We start from the raw sequence: 16939 nt of genomic DNA on the forward strand, positions 1-16939 counted from the left end.
AGAAGGGCCTGGCTATGAATGAATTTCTTTCATTTTAAATGCTGAACAGAACTGCAAGTCCAAAAACAAGGATTTGCAGTTTTTTTGCTTTAGATTTCAGCGCTTGGCTTCACCTTGAGATTTTTCGGTAGCCAGCGCGAACCGGACAAGTATTTCTCTGCCGACTCGACCAGTTCGCCCTTTTTCATCTTCGTCAGGGCCTGTGCTATGTCCGGAGAAACCGCCTCTCCCACCACCTCAAGAATCTTGTCTTTGGACACGTGCGAAAGATAGTTCTCCGGCGTAGGTTCCCACCAGTCGGCCATGTCCAGATTCAGCGCATTCATAAGGGCTGCTATGTCATCAGATGGCGCGTTCTCACTGCTTGATACGGTATTGACCGAAACCGCCATACAGAACGCCAGCAAGTCCAGGAGGTCTTGCTGCGGCTGCTCCAATAGCCACTGAAAGAGGTTCTTGCCGCCCTGCTCTCCTGCCTTGATGCGCTCCTTCCATACCTTACGCTTTTCCTCGACTGCCATAGCTGCGCGGCTCTGCTCGATGTTCTCCGCATCCGGCTTGAGATAAGGACGTTCGATGTTGACCTGCACGATACGATTTGATGCGTACCCGCTCCCGAAAACCTGCAGCGCCAGTTGGTGTACGAGTGCCGCCAGCGCCACGTCCGGCCTGTTCGCCAGTTCTACCTGAAGGGCTGCGGTGCGGTGCGCCGTCAGCATGCGCGTGAGCTTTTCCGAGTGCAGTGGCTTGAGTGCCTCGCTTTGGCCGGTTCCTGCCAGTCCTGTTCCCTGCTCTTTCGGCTGCTTTTTCACATCCTCCTTGCGAATAAGATTCCGCTCGATGCGTAGCTCCCCCGCATGGTCAACCGTAACGATGACTCCCGCAATTTCAAGATCGTCTGCATAAAGTTCTTCCAGTGATTCGCTCAATGCCGCTATCTTTCTCTGTACGGCTTCATGTCTCTTTTCAATCTCCGAATAGATTTCGCCGGACGCGTCCTCGTCCTCGTTGTAACCCTCAAATTCGGCTTCGATGGCCTCCATTTCAGCGTCAAGCGCATCCTTTGCGGCCTGTTCTTCAGAAGTTAGCTCACGCCTTATAGTTCGCGCCTTCACGAATTCAGCCTCATCCGCATGGTCGAACGTGGTGTGGCATTGCGCCCAGGCATGGCCTTCGCCCACGATGGCCTCAACCGCCTGATTGAGTTTTTCCAGGGCAAGCGATTCCAGCAGTTCGGCGTCCTGTATATAACCTTCGTCCTCTTTCCCAAACAGGTCGCGCCGTATTAATCCTCCCGCCGCTTCGTATTCCTCCACTCCGACGAACTTGGCAAGCGGGCTCTGCCGAATGTCTATTTCGGTTCCCGTAATCAAGCGCCGGAAGGTTGAGCCGTTGCGCTGCCACTCCGAAGTACTGTTCCAGATGCGCTCCTGCAATTCGTGATCCTCGGTAAGCGCCAGCGCGGAAATCTGCTCGAAGTTCATTTCGTCCTCGGCATACAGCTTGAAGATTGCCGGGGAAACGTTGGTGAGCTTCAGGTATCGCTTCACGGTCAGGGGTGAAACGCCAAAACGCGGGGCAATCTCGTCCGGCGAAAGTCCCGCTTCAGTCAAATTCCGGTAGGCCATGATGAGATCGGCCGGGTGCATGGCTTCGCGCCCACTGTTTTCCGCAAGACTCATTTGCAGCGCTTCTTTCACGCCCACTACACGGCAATCCACCTCATCCTCTTTGGATAGCCGTGCCTCGGCCACCAGCAGATTCAGAGCGGCCAGCCGCCTCCCGCCGGCGACAACCTCAAATTTTCCGGTTTTCTTGTTTTTCTTCTTTTGCTCGGTGACAACCAGATTTTGTATCAGCCCTTGGGATGCTATCAAAGCAGCCAGTTCCGCTATGCCGCTACCCTCTTTCTTGCGGACATTCAGGGGCGATTTAACGAGATTCTTGATGGCTATGCGCTGAATGTTGCTGATTTCAATGTCTTGGATGGGGTCGGTGTTTTCCATGATGATTTTTTCCTGTGGTAATAGTGAATAGTAAAGGAAAGAGCCGGGGCGGTGCACGGGCATGGGCATGGGTTCTAGTATTCGTTGGGCACAAGGAAGGTGGTCACGCTGCGATCCCATTCCGTGATGATCCAGAAGGTGTTGTGGCCAAAACCTTCACACGGCTTGGTTTCGTCAATTTGGATAAGTGGACAGAATACGGCTTTCTTCAACCCTGGCTTGTTCAGTTGCAATTAAATCTGGTTCGCAAAGATCAAATGCAGGTCGACGGGGATAAACGCAGGTGCATTACAGTTTAATCCCGGTTTGCGAGATTAATAGTTGCAGTTGTTCCCGGCTCAAAATCGCGTTGAATGCTGGTCGGTCCAGTTTGAAAGGCAGGTTGTTTCAGCTAGGAGATAAATGCAGGTTGATTTGTAGTTAGTCCCAGTGTGGGAGACGAATAGTTGCAGTTATTGACCTAAGTTTGTGCTGCAACTGCCCAACTCTTTCCCAAGCCGTCAAAACTGAATCTGGCCAAATCATTAATAATCATGAAGCGTTTGGGCTAGCAGTCGTATAATGACCGGCGGTCACCTACCAGGAGCTTCGACACCGTGAGCATCCAGGAACGAAAAGCACGGGAATTCAATCGCCGGGAGAGTGAAATTCTCAATGCGGCGCTGGCCCTCTTCGGCCGTGCTGACTGGGAATTGGTAACGGTTGAAGAAATCTCCCGAAAAGCCGAGGTTGGCAAAGGCACGATCTACAAACACTTCGAGAGTAAGGATGAAATTTATGCGCGGCTTGCGCTGGAATTCAATCGCAAGTTGCTGGCGCAAATCCAGAAAACGGATATATTGCCCGTTATTGCGCGCTTTCGCGAAATGACCCGGGTTGCGTGGGAGGCCCATCTTTCAAGCAAGGAGCTTCACCGCGTAGTGCTCTACTGCGGGCGTGCCGAGTTCAGGCGAAACCTGCCGGCGCGGATCAGCGAGGAACTCAAGGCGGTCGAGGCAGCGACAAACAAGGCGATTAATGCCGCTATCATGCAAGGCGTCGAGGAAGGCCTGTTTCCACGTAAGCCTCTGGACATGCTGATGTTCGGGGCGCAATCGGCTTTCTGGGGAGCGGTTCAACTGATCTGGAGCGGCTATCTGAACGAACGGGACAAGGCAAGGTATTGCGACGAAATTACCAACTTCATATTGACGGGCCTGATCTACCAGGACAGGCGCCTGTAGAGAAAGGGGGCTTTATTCTTACCTTTGTGACCGTTAGTCCATATACGACCGATAGGACATATCCCAGAGCTTCGTGATGGATATTGATCATACCGAAAGCAATCGGCCTTTCCCGGACGGCACCAGCCAAAAGATGCCCGGCCGGCGCCGGGCGGCCCGCCTTACAATCGCCGCTCTGCTTATATTGCTGTGCATCGCGGGCGCACTACATATCTTCGGCTATGTGGGGACTAATTCCGCCGCTCCCGCCCCCAAAGCGGGTGCGGCGGCGCTGGAGTTGCTGCCGCGGGACGTCGCGGAGGCAACGGTACAGGCACTGCAGCGAACTATTCCTCTCACGGGCACGATTCAGCCGTTGAATCAAACGGAGATCAGATCGCAGCAGGCCGCCGAAATCCAGGAAGTGCTGGTTCGCGAAGGCGAGCCGGTGGAAAAAGGACAGGTTCTCGCCCGGCTCGACACTACAGACCTCGAAGCCAAGCTGCGCGACAAGCTCGGCGCGCTGGACGTGGGCAAAGCGCAGCTGGCGCTTGCCAGAAAGAACCTCCACGCTAATAAGTCACTGCTGGAGCGTAATTTCATTTCTCAAACCGCCTTCGACAATTTACAAAGCAGTTTTCATATCGGTGAAGCGACGCTGGTTTCGCTTCAGGCCCAGGTTGAACAGGCACGCAAAGCGCTTGCTCATGCCGTCATCCGCTCGCCGATTGCCGGCGTGATCGCCGAACGCGTGGCGCAACCGGGCCTTGCGGTCGCAGTCAACACGAAACTCTTCACCGTACACGATCTTTCTCTGATGAGTATCGAAGCCCTGGTCCCGGCTCGCGACATTCCCGCGGTACAGGTGGGACAGGAGGCCCGATTGCTGATCGAGGGATTCGGCGAACGCGTCTTTATTGGAAAGGTGGACCGGATCAATCCTTCGACCGAACAAGGGTCGCGCTCGATCATGGTGCACCTGCTGATCGACAACACGGACGGCCAACTGAAGGGAGGAATGTTCGCACAAGGCACGTTGGGTGTATCGAGCATCGTTTCCGCCGTTGTCGTGCCACAGGCTGCGGTGCGCGAGCAAGGCGGCCACGCCTCCGTTTTTTGCATTGAAGCGGGCGCGCTGACCGAACAGCGCGTGGAAACCGGCATGCGCGATGCGGCGACCGACACCATTGAAATCAGGTCAGGCCTCTCTGCCGGCGCCAGGGTAGTGGTAGGCAACCTGGGGAACCTGCGCGCGGGGCAACCAGTTCGCGTGATGAATGTCCCCACGGAATGACGCCTGCAGCACGACCCGCGCTAATTCCGCAGGCGCCGCTGCTTGAGTATCCATAAAATCCATAACACACCCTTCAGCGCATAGCCATGTGGATCACCCGCGTCAGTATCAACAACCCAGTTTTTGCCACCATGATGATGGCGGCGCTGCTGGTGCTCGGGCTGTTTTCCTACCAGCGTCTCAATGTCGACCAATTTCCGGACGTCAGTTTTCCAATCGTGGTGGTGCAAACGGAATATCCGGGCGCATCCCCCGAGACGGTGGAGTCGGATGTCACGCGCAAGATCGAGGAAGCCGTGAATACGGTCAGCGGCATCAAGACCGTCAGTTCGCGCTCTTTCGAAGGCAGCTCGCGCGTAATGGCGGAGTTCGACCTGACCACGGACCCGGCGGTGGCCGCACAAGACGTGCGCGACAAGATAGCCCTGGTGCGCCCCGGCTTCCGGCGCGAAGTCAAGGAACCCAGGATCAGCCGTTTCAACCCGGACGACACGCCCATCATCTCCCTGGCGCTGGATTCCAGTACGCGTAACTTGCGCGAGCTCACCACTTTGGCCGACCACATCATCCGCAAGCGGCTGGAAACCGTTCGCGGCGTGGGCCAGGCCACCCTGGTTGGCGGAATCATGCGCGAGGTAAAGATCTACCTCAAGCCCGACCAGATGCGCGCACTCGGCGTCGGCGTGGACAAGATCCTCGAGACCATCAAACGAGAAAACCAGGAGCTCCCCGCTGGCAGCATTTCCACCGGCCGGGAGGATACCATGGTCCAGGTGCGCGGGCGCATCGCCGAGCCTCACCAGTTCGGCAGCCTGATCGTGGCGCAGCGCGGCGGCGCGCCGGTGCGTCTCGACCAGGTGGCAAGCATCGAAGATGGCCGCCAGGAAATGACCACGGCGGCCCTGGTGGACGGGAAACCCGCCCTCAGCATCGATATCGTCAAAGTACGGGGATCCAATACCATCGTGGTGGCCGACGGCGTGCGCGCGGCAGCGGCCGACCTGCACAGCATACTGCCGCCCGATGTCAAACTCAGGGTTGTGCGCGACAGTTCCACCGGCATCCGCAATTCGGTGGCGGATGTCAAAGCGACACTGATCGAGGGCGCGGCTCTCACCATCGCAATCGTGTTCGTATTCTTCAATTCCTGGCGCAGCACGGTGATCACTGGCCTGACCCTGCCGATCGCGCTGATCGGGACGTTTCTTGCCATGTATGCCTTCGGCTACACGCTTAACACCATGACATTGATGGCGCTGTCGCTCAGTGTGGGATTACTTATCGATGATGCCATCGTGGTGCGAGAAAATATCGTGCGCCACCTCGTGATGGGCAAGAATCACCGCCAGGCAGCGCTCGAAGGCACGCAGGAAATCGGCCTCGCCGTGCTTGCCACCACCTTCACCATCGTCGCGGTATTTTTGCCGGTGGCTTTTATGGGCGGTATTATCGGGCGTTTCTTTTTCCAGTTCGGCGTCACGGTTTCCGCAGCGGTGCTGCTCTCCCTTTTCGTCAGTTTCACCCTCGACCCGATGCTGTCCAGCATCTGGCCCGACCCCGCGACACAGGGAGGCAAGCTCCGACCGGTGCTGGGCCGCCTGCAAGCCGGCCGCGACGCGCTGCTCGACCGCATCCATGCCATGTACGGCGCTTTGCTGCACTGGGCGATGAGGCATCGCTTGTGGATCGTGGCACTGGCCTTCGTTACCTTCTTCGGCAGCTTCGCGCTGGTGCCGCTGATCGGCTCCGAGTTCGCGCCCCAGGCCGATCTCGGCGAAGTCCAGGTCACGATCAAAACGCGCGTCGGTTCGTCCATCGAATACACACGAGCCAAGGTGCAGCAGGCGCAGGCGGCGATGGCCGAATTTTCGGAGGTTGAATATTCCTACGCTACGGTAAACAGCGGCGGCGCCGTGGGAAAGAATTCAGCAACCATTTATGTACGCCTCACCGATCATAAGCAGCGAAGCCGCAGCCAGAAGCAGTTGCAGGACCCGATCCGCGAGCGCCTGAACCGTATCGCCGGCATCGAGATCAGCGTGGGCGCGTCGGGTGGCCTGGGCGGCGGCAAGCCGATCCAGGTAAGCATACAAGGGGCCGATATTGCACAACTGGAGAAGCTGTCGCAAGCAGTAATGGCGACCATGCACAGGATTCCCGGTCTCGTCGATATCGATTCGAGCCTGGAGGCAGCGAAACCGACTCTGGCTGTGGACATCAATCGCGAACTGGCCAGCGATCTGGGGCTGGGAGTTGAACAGATTGCCAGTGCCCTGCGCCCCCTCGTCGCCGGTGAAATCGCCGGAGCCTGGAAGGCTCCGGATGGGGAGAACTACGATATAACAGTGCGTCTGCCACGCGAAGAGCGCGCGCGCGCCGCCAACCTGGACAGGCTCTACCTGACCAGCACGCTCGTCGATGCCGACGGCAGCCCGCGCATGGTGTCCCTGCGGCAGATTGCCGAGTTCGTGCCAACGCTCGGCGTCTCCCAGATCAACCGAAAGGATTTGCATCGCGAAGTCCTGATCGGCGCCAATCCCTCCGGGCGGCCTCCGGGCGATCTGGGCCGGGAACTCGGTATCGCACTTAAGGACATCGAGGTGCCGCCGGGATATCGGCTCGTGATCGGCGGCGCAAACAAGGATCTTCAGGAGACCATGGGCTACGCCGCTATCGCACTCGCTTTGGCGGTTATCTTCATTTACCTGATTCTGGCGTCGCAGTTCGGCAGCTTCCTTCAACCCGTGGCAATCATGGCCTCGCTGCCACTCTCGCTGATCGGCGTATTTCTCGCGCTGCTGATCACGGGCAGCACACTCAATATCTTTTCAATCATCGGCTTCATCATGCTGATGGGCCTTGTTACCAAGAACGCCATCCTGCTGGTCGATTTCATCAATCAGGCCGTGAAGGCGGGCAAAGATCGCCACGCGGCAATTATCGAATCGGGCAATGTGCGCCTTCGCCCCATCCTCATGACCACCATGGCGATGATCTTCGGCATGCTGCCGCTCGCGCTTGGCCTGGGCGAAGGCGGCGAACAGCGTTCGCCGATGGCCCACGCAGTCATAGGGGGACTTGTCACCTCCACGCTGCTGACCCTGCTGGTGGTACCCGTGATCTACTCCTATCTGGATGACCTGTCTGCCTGGGCAAAGCGCAAATGGGGCGGGAATTGAGCAGGCTGAGCCCTACCGGGAAACGCGGTTACAATAGGTGTAAATCGCATGACTGGTTTGGAAATGCTGACAGCCACAGTTAATACTGTCAATGGCAAGGCAACCCGGCAATATCCAACAGCAGTGAAAAAAATCGACTCGGCATCGGGGCGTTAAAAGCATGTAGCAGCCTGTCAGACATGAAGAATCGCAGCTTTTGCAGCCGGTTTCCTTTAAGTCCTACAGGCTGCTAGAGGTGTGTAGAGCGTTATTCGTACTCGTCAGTTCTACGTCGAACCCATGAAGCAATCAGCGACGATACTGGGCTGACTGTATTGAAGAATTATATGGTCCAACCCATTCTATAAGTGCTGGTGCCGCAGTCCTTATCCAGCGCTATTGCCTCTTTTATGCTTCCGGTTAAATCCGGTATCCTATGCCGATGGATAAGTAAGCAGCCCAGAATTCAGCTGAGATTTTTGACGTCGAGCTTCCTTACGTGCAGTGTAGGAAGGCAAGCGAGGATATTGCATGAGAGTAGCTGTTTGCAGCGCACAGTCCTATGACCGCCTATTCTTTACCGCTGCTAATCATGGAGTCGGGCATGAGCTGGTGTTTTTCGATTCGCACCTGTGCCATGAGACGCGCCAGATGGTTGGAGACTTTCCCGCCGTTTGTGTTTTCGTCAATGACACGCTCGACGCCACAGTACTGGAAACTTTGGCAGCACATGGGACGCGCCTGATTGCACTTCGCTGTGCTGGTTTCAACAATGTCGATATTCGTGCGGCATCCAGGCTGGGCCTACATGTAGTGAGAGTGCCGGCTTATTCGCCCCACTCGGTTGCAGAGCATAGCGTAGGATTGATGCTCGTGTTAAATCGACACCTTCATCAGGCATATAACCGTGTGCGTAACGGGAATTTCGCTTTGCAGGGGTTGCTAGGGTTTGAACTGCGCGGCAAAACCGTTGGTATCGTCGGCACTGGCCGTATTGGCATGGCAATCACGCAAATACTGCGGGGATTTGGTTGTCGTCTGATCGCCCATGATCCGCAGGAAAGCCATGAATGCATCAGCCTGGGCGTGGAGTATGTACCGCTCGAAAAACTCTATGCCGAGAGCGACATTATCACGTTGCATTGCCCATTGAATCCTCAAACACATCGTTTAATCGACAGGGCGGCGATCAGCAAAATGAAACGCGGCGTGATGCTGATCAACACCAGTCGTGGCGCAGTCATTGATACGCGGGCGGCGATTGAAGGGCTGAAGTCCGGGAAAATCGGCTCCCTTGGACTTGACGTGTATGAACAGGAAGGCGATCTGTTCTTCCAGGATTTATCTGATCAGGTGATACAGGATGATGTGTTTGGACGCTTGCTGACTTTTCCAAACGTGCTGATTACCGGTCATCAGGGGTTCTTCACTGCCGAAGCGCTTTCGAGCATCGCACAAACCACCTTGCAAAATATCACCGTTTTCGAGCGAGATGGAATATGCCAGAATGAAGTTAAAGTCGATATGCTCAGAGGAGATTAGCTCATCGTTGTTTTCAACACAGTTCATTCCAAAGCATTTGGCTCAGCAGGCGATGCATAAGCGTTACTGCCTGAACTGATGGAAGAACGTTGACGAGAGCTCCGGTTACCATAGATCTCCCAGCACCCTGTTAATCACAAAAAGCATCACGGCCAGCGTAAGCAAGCCGAGCAGGCGACTGCTCTCCCCCATCAAATTAGCAGCCAAGGCAGACACGCGATCAAGACGACGAAAAAGAAACAAGGCAATAATAATGCCCACCACCATTGCCGCGTACAAAATCTCCACGTACCCCACCTGGTAATACCATTCGTCGTTGTCCACGCTAATTGCTCCGCTTGATGTCACTGCTGCTGCGCTTGATCACTGGTTGCCGCTACAGGTAACTGTTGAAATTGCGCCCTGCCCCTTCGAATCCGAATCCTTGCCCCATGGAATTGGCTTTATCTGCAAGGTAACTCGCGTGGCCAGGGCTCTTCATTATCGCGAAAGACTCAAGCGCGTAAATTTCCTGTCTGGGGTTTTAACGGCTGGTTTTGCCCATGAATGTACTGATGCCGGTGGAGCGAAGCAATTGCAGCAGCACTTCTGCCGCAGGGCCCGAAGAGGCAGGATTTTGACCGGTTATCAGATTACCGTCCACCTGGACATATGGCATCCAGTTGTCGGTCTTGCTGTAGTTTCCACCCAGTTCCCTCAACCGGTCTTCCAGCAGGAAAGGGACGACCGTGATCAAGCCTACGGCCTCTTCCTCCGCATTTGAAAACCCGGTCACGCGCTTTCCTTTAACCAGATATTCGCCGTCTTTCCCCCGAACATTAACCAGCGCGACGGGCGCGTGACAAACTGCCGCGACGGGTTTGCCGGCATTTACGAAGCCTTCGATCAGCGCAATGGATGCTGCGTTATCGGGCATATCCCACATCGGGCCGTGGCCACCAGGATAAAATACCGCGTCAAAATCGCTCGCCAAAAGATGAACCAGCTCTTCCGTATTCGCCAGCTCAGCCTGTGCAGCGCCGTCAGTCCGGAAACGCTTTGTGGCGTGAGTCTGGTTTTCCGGCAATTCACTTTTTGGATCAAGCGGCGGCTGGCCGCCTTTCGGCGAGGCTAGTTTGAGCGACGCTCCGGCGTCCTTCAGTAAATAATACGGAGCGGCGAACTCTTCCAGCCAGAGGCCGGTTTTCTTTCCCGTATTGCCAAGCTGATCGTGAGATGTCAGAACAATGAGAATCTTCATCACACACCTCCTTCTGGGTAGAAAGCTATTATGCTGAATCAGCAATCCCTGAATTAACAATCCTAAGTCCGCGCCGTCCAACTGCCGGGCCCAAGATTATGAAATGCCAGTGTACTGCCATTTCCGTGGTCATTCCTTGATTTAGCTGATTCGTTTTACGCTCGGCCTGATGATCAGCAGAGATAGTACAGGTCTCAAAGACGTGATCGGCGGTTGGCGACTGTCACAATTCAAGAGTATAGTTTTTCAAGTTCACTTGCCAGACGGCCATCCCATCCATGGATTGGCGAGGCTGCGGGATTCTGTCCCGGCAAGCAGGACAATAGCTGAATCTCTGAACAAAATCTTGAGAACCGAGTGGAGAGCGCCTTCGTGCTCTGCCCCACCACCAAGCATATATTAGGTATAACAGGAATAAGCATGACTTTCAAACTCGGCAGCGAGCTGACCATGCTGGCCATTGATATCCGGAATCCAGGAGGACCGGAGGTATTGATGTGCGCCTTGCACCCTATTCCCCAGCCTGGAAGGGGAGAAATTCTGATCAAGGTCGAGGCGGCTGGGGTCAACCGTCCGGACATTCTGCAGCGGCGCGGACTGTACCCGCCGCCGCCGGGGGCTTCCGAGATTCCGGGGCTCGAAATCGCCGGGGAGATTGTTGCTTTGGGCAAAGGAGCAGTGCGCTTCGAAATAGGCGATAAGGTATGCGCACTCGTTGCAGGAGGCGGTTACGCCGAATACTGCACCGCGCACGAAAGTAACGCGCTGCCGGTGCCGCAAGGGCTCAGCATGACAGAAGCTGCGGCCTTGCCGGAAACCTTCTTCACGGTCTGGACCAACCTCTTCCAGCGCGGCAAGCTCAAAGCCGGCGAAACCGTGTTGATACACGGTGGGACATCGGGTATCGGCACCACCGCAACGATGTTGGCCAAGGCATTCGGCGCCATCGTGCTGGCTACGGCGGGTTCGGAAGAAAAACGCCAGGCATGCCTGGCGCTGGGCGCCGATCTGGCTATCAATTACCGCACGCATGATTTCGTTGCAGAAGCTGAAAAATTCACGGCTGGCGCAGGAGTCGACGTCGTGGTTGATATTATTGCCGGCGACTATGTCGCCCGAAACTATAAGGCGGCTGCGCTGAATGGCCGCATTGTCCAGATCGGCGTCCAGAATGGTCCCGCAAAAGACCTGAACCTCATGACCATGCTGAAAAAACGGCTAACGCATACCGGTTCCACACTACGGTCCCGCAACGTTTTGGAGAAAGCGCAGATTGCGCGGGAACTGGAACAGCAAGTCTGGCCGATGTTGAATGAGGGAAAGCTGAAACCCCTGATTTTCCGCACCTTCAGGCTGAAGGACGCAGCCGAGGCCCATGCATTGATGGAATCCGGCGTGCATATCGGAAAACTCGTTTTGACGACTGCTGCCTTGCAGGCGAATGACTCCAAAACATCGGTCTGAGGTTACTGCCCTTCTCTACTGCCCTTTTCTCCCGCGCTGCCTTGGGGTTAATCCCGCTAATCGATGGCATTACCGCGAACGACGGCTGAATCACCACGGAATGGCATCGCTGATACCCATCTTCCTGCAGATCTCTTCAACCGGCGTGCCAAGCTCAGCCTGTTTCAAGGCAAACGCAATCTGCTGCTCCGTATACTTGCTCTTCTTCACGTCACGACCTCCTTTCCTTTTCAAGGGTGAAAATCATGCCGGAAATTCTACTTTCAAACGATGCTGTTTATTGGGGTAGGGTCAATTACCCTCGGACTCTAAAGCCCGGTGCTACTGAAAACGGGGGGACGTCGGTGGTACCTAACTAATTTCCGTGTCGCCAAATATCAAAACTGACTTTGTAGTTAAAACATTCTTAGAAGCTCGATGCCTGGTAACACATATGGAATAATTTTCTTTGCAGCTGGGACCAATACCCTTTCATCGGGATCATAGCCCAGTATTGCTACGCAATTCTTGTAATAGGAGTCACCCGATTCGGACGACAATAAGACCGTCTTGTCATAGTCCCGGCATTTTTTTGTGGTTCCTTCCGCGGTCTTTTTATCGCCGGAAGTTTTGTAGAGATTTACCAGCGCGGGAAGAAACTTATAATCCCTACCAATCCTTTTAATACCGAGATTAAGAATCTTTCCCGCCTCGTCATATTTTTTTTCTTCCATATAAACGCTTGCTAGCTTTATATATGCTTCCGCTGGAGCGTAATTATGATCGATCAATGAAAGAAGGTTATTTATTGCATCCCCATAATTCTTTTCTGAAATTTCAACTGAGGATTTAGCAATTTTACTTGATACCAGATTCAATTTAGAGTCCGGAAGAGAAGCTGCTTTCGTTTTAGCCCGCTCTACATCTCGAAAACTGAGAGCATTGATAGTCTCTATTGCCTTATAGTCCTGATCAAGTTGAGCTTTAGAAATGGGATCATAAACTGTGCTTCGAAATTCTGCCTCGCTGTTTGCAGGGGGTAGTTCACCTCCAGCATATGCTGTATTTAAGTAATCCTTTAATGCTTTGATTCGGGTTGCCCGATCCTCATGACTTTTATTTTTCGAGGAAACCTCATCGTTGAGTTTTTTGGTTAGCGCAGCAGATTGTTCTTTGGTCGAAGCATCAGGTTGTTCGGAGGGATCCAGCCCTTTGATCATCTTATTCAAGTGCGCTGATTTTTTTCCTTCACCTTCACCGATTTTCTCAAGAACCACAGGAAATTGTTCATAGTTATAATTAGCCCTCATTAGTAAATCCATGCCCATCTTGTCTGCTTCCAGCTCATTTTTCCTAGACCAGCCAGGCGAAAGTAAATCAGCCCACACTAGACCTAGCGATGTAAAACCAAACCAAGCTTGTTTTCCTAAGTCCTCGTCTCCCATAATAATGCTTGCCGTTTCAGCAATAATTCCACCCATCTCCAAACCTGAAGTTACAGAGTTGACTGAGCTTTTCTCTGGATTATGCTTTAGAAGAATATGACTTATTTCATGCGCCAGTATTGCTGCCAGTTGATCTTCATTTTCAACGTTTCTCAATAATCCTGTTGTCACATGGAGTTGATTTAACTCATCGACATAGGCATTAAAAAATTCATCTGTGATTAAAACTACAGACAGTTCAGGTTTTTCCCCTTGCCAACCCTGAAGCAGCCTGTCGATAATTTTCTGCAGATACGCCACTATCTTTTTGTCCTCATAGATATAGGTATCGTATTCCAGATAGAAAGCGGTTGCCGGATCTATCTCGCCATTATATTTTTGGCTAAATTTTTGCTTCGCCTCATTGCCCGAATTGAACCAGGATTTATTGCCCTTTGCTTTCGCATTGGTCTGATCCAATACAATTCCTTTATCAGAAGAATTGGATTCAGTAATGGGCTTTGTTGCGCAGCCGCCCAGAACAAAGACCCATATCAACATTAAGCAACTACATACTTTCTTCATATTTTCTCCATTATTTCCTGCAAGGAGGAGGCCCTATGCCGCTTGCTGCTGGGCTAGTTTCATCAGCGGGCGCACCTGGAGCAGATGCTGGACATGGTGGTCTAGCGGGAATGTCCGAAGCGAGTTTTGGACCGGATAGTTCCAACTGGATAGATCGTAACCAGACCTCTTTACCATTAATATTTACCTTAACCAGATTTTTTGGACTGGTTGCTAGTACGGGAGCGCCTTTAACATCCGCTTCAGTTAACTGGTACTTTTCTTTAACCCCATCCTCTGAATACACATCCAGCCCCTTCTTATGTACACCAAGTATTATTTGCTGATCTGCTTGAGCAACTGAGAAGATGGTGGTTAAAAACATAAAACCAGAAAAAATAACTAATGTGGGTTTCATATGGATACCCTTTTTCAATTTTTTGTTTGGTTTTAATGAAGGAACAAGCTCAACATTATGCCTCTTCAGTATATATCTTAAAATCCAATTTCACCGGGTTTACGATAAAAGACAATAATGAAACGCTGATCCAATCCATTGGGGAAACTTTAAACCCTACCCACATCACGGCTGTGATAATTAGGCTTAGTCCTAAGGGAATAAGCAGTTTAAATATCAGGATAACGATTAATGACTTAACGCCTTCTCTAAAACTACCGAAGCCCATTTGCGCCATTTTCGAGCTAGGGACTATCTCTTGCCAGACCCAGCCAATTACAATAATGCTGAAAAGAAGCGCACTTATCTCGGCCAGCGCGATTCCCACTCTATCCAGATGGGTAAAGTAACCCGCGCCATATTCAAGATAGTTATCGAGAGCCATAGCAAATAGATATACACCCGGCACGCCTCCATTTACCGGACTTAGAACTTTGTCATGTACCCCTTCAATCTTTGTGCCAATAAGAACGACTCTATTTTCAATTCGCTCTTTTAAGAATTCATTCATCTGAGATCCGCACTCCAAATATCCAGGTGCGCACCCCAAGAACCAAGTGGCATGGAGTGTATCTGTATAGGTGCAGGATTCGGATTTGCCGCGCTCTGTGGTGCCGTCAAATACCTGACCTTTCATACTTAGGAGCTGATTCCATTGATAAAGTAATATGCTCTGAAAATCACTCTTATCGATTTTTGGACATATAGCAATACCTCCTACATCATATGTTTCTTCCTGTCTTTTACTTACTCCAGAACCCCAGTTCACCATCATTGGCTTCTTAAACTCGCCGGACTGACTATCTCGACAGCCTTTGGAGAACCAGCCAGGGTTTTCGCAAACGCTCTCGTATAGCGCAAATGCGGGGGTCTTATGTTGACCAATAGAACTTGGATATTTGTTGCTACAACCTGTCCATCCAATGGAAACTTTATTCGCACCCGAATCTCTTACTTCCTTAATTATTAGATTTTCCCTACCGGGCTTAGTAAGACTCGGTTTCCTTTCTTCTTCTGAATCGCACTGACTTGATTCCTTATCTAACAAATAAGGAATAAATATTGGGACGGATCGTGCCGATTCAGATTGATTAATAGTATCGACTAGATCGTCGAGATAAACGTCATGCCCCCTTTGTTTGTGTAGATATAGCAAATCCAAGAATACCGCTTTGGGATTGCGTGCCAAAATACCTGCTAGTAACTGAGTTTGCTCCTTATATGAAAGTGGCCAGGCTTCATTGCTTTCAGCAAGATACTTGTCATCAATTAGTACAACGGTAATCTTGTCCTGAGCCTCGGATCTATACCAGGGCCCCCCAACCAGACGTATAAAGAATGATTCTGATTGAAGAGCTGCTGCTGTTTTCATGCCTACGGGATCAAACTGCGCAGTAACCCCTATGAGCAGGCCTATGAGCAGACTCCCCAATAATGATGATCGGAACAAGCCAATTGAGAACGTTTTCTTCATATTTTTCCTCGGCCTGCGAACCGATCATTCAGCGCTGGTACTCATCCTACGGCACTTACGTTAATAACTCACCTTAAACGTTGGACTATCCTGCGGCCGGGTCTTGCGGTGATCGTAAATCCGGGTGGTGGCAATATTGGCATGCCCTAGCCACTCCTGCACCTTGGCAATGTCGGCCTGATGATCCAGGGCGTTGGTTGCCGCAGTCGCCCGTAGCGCATGCGCCCCGATCTTGAATCCGAGCGCTGCGGAATACGAACGCACCAGTTTATAAACCATGTCGGCTGTTATTGCCGTGTGCAGAGTACCAGTACGGTTGTTGCGAATGGGTCGAAAAAGCGCCCCGGCAAGGTCAAACCCGTGACCTGACTCTTCCAGATAATCCAGAATCAGGCCGCCTGCCGCAGGATGCAGCGGAATATAGCGTATTTTACCGCCCTTGCCGGAAACCTTGAGATGCGCGACCCCGCGACGCTCATGCTTGAAGTCCTTGACCAGGAGCTTGCATAGTTCTTCACGCCGCAGCGCGTGATAGAGCAAGGTGGCCAGAATGGCGCGGTCGCGTTTACCTTTGAGTGATATGTTATTCGGTGCATCGAGCAATCCACGCGCCTGGTGATCTCCTATGGCCGGCGTCTTGCCTTCATAGCCTTCCACTGAAGGTCGCTTGATACCTTTGACCGGATTGTGGGTCACGGCATTCTTGTTGCACAGATATTCGAACAAGGAGGACAGCGCCGCTAGGCGATGCCGGATGGTGGTGCCGCTCAATTCCCGGTACTTCAGGTCATCCCGCCAGGCAATGATGTGAGCGCGCGTGATTTCCCGAAACTCATCCGGCCGCTCGATGCCGGTGAACTTTATGAAATCCTCGAGCGCATTGCGATAGGCGCGCCGGGTCTGCGGATTGTCGATGTTGGCGAACCATTCGGCCTCGAGCGGAACATCAGCCAGGCGGCGGAAGTCGGCGGTGCTCAGAAGCCGGCTGGAAGGAGGTATTGAAGCGGGAAGATTGGATGAGCTCATGCATCCATTCTATTATTGATAACGTATTTTTATCAATAATAACTGACCGAGGGGTTTGTCCTAATTCATCACACATAAAACATGTTATGGTTATAAATAGATGCTTACA

General features: G+C 52.7%; 12 protein-coding genes and 1 pseudogene. 5 read left to right on the top strand and 8 right to left on the bottom strand.

Annotated elements, in window-relative coordinates:
- Positions 1-89: 89 nt before the first annotated feature.
- Positions 90-2006, bottom strand: coding sequence for a ParB/RepB/Spo0J family partition protein (locus tag BLS94_RS02140; RefSeq protein WP_256325246.1), 1917 nt, complete (start codon positions 2004-2006; stop codon positions 90-92).
- A 596-nt stretch (positions 2007-2602) separates the two neighbouring features.
- On the opposite strand from BLS94_RS02140, the gene BLS94_RS02145 reads away from it, so the two are divergent.
- From BLS94_RS02145 to BLS94_RS02160, 4 genes are all read left to right on the top strand, one after another.
- Positions 2603-3229 (top strand): TetR/AcrR family transcriptional regulator, encoded by a 627-nt coding sequence (locus BLS94_RS02145; protein ID WP_090957567.1) that lies wholly within the window; start codon positions 2603-2605, stop codon positions 3227-3229.
- Positions 3230-3362: 133 nt separating this feature from the next.
- Positions 3363-4502 (top strand): efflux RND transporter periplasmic adaptor subunit, encoded by a 1140-nt coding sequence (locus tag BLS94_RS02150; RefSeq protein WP_176767765.1) that lies wholly within the window; start codon positions 3363-3365, stop codon positions 4500-4502.
- 86 nt (positions 4503-4588) lie between these two features.
- Positions 4589-7681, top strand: a complete 3093-nt coding sequence (locus BLS94_RS02155; protein ID WP_090957569.1) for an efflux RND transporter permease subunit — start codon at positions 4589-4591, stop codon at positions 7679-7681.
- A 510-nt stretch (positions 7682-8191) separates the two neighbouring features.
- Positions 8192-9202 carry a 2-hydroxyacid dehydrogenase gene (locus tag BLS94_RS02160; protein WP_090957570.1) on the top strand — a complete coding sequence of 337 codons (1011 nt, stop codon included), beginning with the start codon at positions 8192-8194 and terminating at the stop codon, positions 9200-9202.
- 105 nt (positions 9203-9307) lie between these two features.
- On the opposite strand, the gene BLS94_RS02165 is transcribed toward BLS94_RS02160, so the two are convergent.
- Together BLS94_RS02165 and BLS94_RS02170 are read right to left on the bottom strand one after the other, a co-directional pair.
- Entirely contained in the window at positions 9308-9526 is a 219-nt protein-coding gene (locus BLS94_RS02165; RefSeq protein ID WP_072768931.1) for a hypothetical protein, read from the bottom strand.
- A 199-nt stretch (positions 9527-9725) separates the two neighbouring features.
- A complete protein-coding gene (locus BLS94_RS02170) occupies positions 9726-10442 on the bottom strand; it encodes a type 1 glutamine amidotransferase domain-containing protein (RefSeq protein ID WP_090957571.1) in 717 nt (238 codons plus the stop codon).
- Positions 10443-10862: 420 nt separating this feature from the next.
- On the opposite strand from BLS94_RS02170, the gene BLS94_RS02175 reads away from it, so the two are divergent.
- Positions 10863-11906 carry an NAD(P)H-quinone oxidoreductase gene (locus BLS94_RS02175; protein WP_256325247.1) on the top strand — a complete coding sequence of 348 codons (1044 nt, stop codon included), beginning with the start codon at positions 10863-10865 and terminating at the stop codon, positions 11904-11906.
- A 102-nt stretch (positions 11907-12008) separates the two neighbouring features.
- Here the strand turns inward: BLS94_RS02175 and BLS94_RS02180 are convergent.
- From BLS94_RS02180 to BLS94_RS02200, 5 genes and pseudogenes are all read right to left on the bottom strand, one after another.
- Positions 12009-12116 (bottom strand): annotated as a pseudogene (locus BLS94_RS02180) (transposase); the annotation flags it as partial.
- A 185-nt stretch (positions 12117-12301) separates the two neighbouring features.
- Positions 12302-13894 carry a M48 family metallopeptidase gene (locus tag BLS94_RS02185; protein ID WP_090957572.1) on the bottom strand — a complete coding sequence of 531 codons (1593 nt, stop codon included), beginning with the start codon at positions 13892-13894 and terminating at the stop codon, positions 12302-12304.
- Positions 13895-13904: 10 nt separating this feature from the next.
- Positions 13905-14291 (bottom strand): hypothetical protein, encoded by a 387-nt coding sequence (locus tag BLS94_RS02190; protein WP_090957573.1) that lies wholly within the window; start codon positions 14289-14291, stop codon positions 13905-13907.
- A 55-nt stretch (positions 14292-14346) separates the two neighbouring features.
- Entirely contained in the window at positions 14347-15804 is a 1458-nt protein-coding gene (locus BLS94_RS02195) for a CHASE2 domain-containing protein (RefSeq protein ID WP_090957574.1), read from the bottom strand.
- 60 nt (positions 15805-15864) lie between these two features.
- A complete protein-coding gene (locus BLS94_RS02200; RefSeq protein ID WP_090957575.1) occupies positions 15865-16830 on the bottom strand; it encodes a tyrosine-type recombinase/integrase in 966 nt (321 codons plus the stop codon).
- Positions 16831-16939 lie beyond the last annotated feature (109 nt).

Source organism: Nitrosospira sp. Nsp18, from assembly GCF_900103145.1.
Lineage (GTDB): Bacteria > Pseudomonadota > Gammaproteobacteria > Burkholderiales > Nitrosomonadaceae > Nitrosospira.

Bases quoted from the DNA above. Each gene is read 5' to 3' on its own strand.
- BLS94_RS02140 (WP_256325246.1), bottom strand. From the start codon at position 2,006: ATGGAAAACACCGACCCCATCCAAGACATTGAAATCAGCAACATTCAG.
- BLS94_RS02150 (WP_176767765.1), top strand. From the start codon at position 3,363: ATGCCCGGCCGGCGCCGGGCGGCCCGCCTTACAATCGCCGCTCTGCTT.
- BLS94_RS02155 (WP_090957569.1), top strand. From the start codon at position 4,589: ATGTGGATCACCCGCGTCAGTATCAACAACCCAGTTTTTGCCACCATG.
- BLS94_RS02160 (WP_090957570.1), top strand. From the start codon at position 8,192: ATGAGAGTAGCTGTTTGCAGCGCACAGTCCTATGACCGCCTATTCTTT.
- BLS94_RS02170 (WP_090957571.1), bottom strand. From the start codon at position 10,442: ATGAAGATTCTCATTGTTCTGACATCTCACGATCAGCTTGGCAATACG.
- BLS94_RS02175 (WP_256325247.1), top strand. From the start codon at position 10,863: ATGACTTTCAAACTCGGCAGCGAGCTGACCATGCTGGCCATTGATATC.
- BLS94_RS02185 (WP_090957572.1), bottom strand. From the start codon at position 13,894: ATGAAGAAAGTATGTAGTTGCTTAATGTTGATATGGGTCTTTGTTCTG.
- BLS94_RS02190 (WP_090957573.1), bottom strand. From the start codon at position 14,291: ATGAAACCCACATTAGTTATTTTTTCTGGTTTTATGTTTTTAACCACC.
- BLS94_RS02195 (WP_090957574.1), bottom strand. From the start codon at position 15,804: ATGAAGAAAACGTTCTCAATTGGCTTGTTCCGATCATCATTATTGGGG.
- BLS94_RS02200 (WP_090957575.1), bottom strand. From the start codon at position 16,830: ATGAGCTCATCCAATCTTCCCGCTTCAATACCTCCTTCCAGCCGGCTT.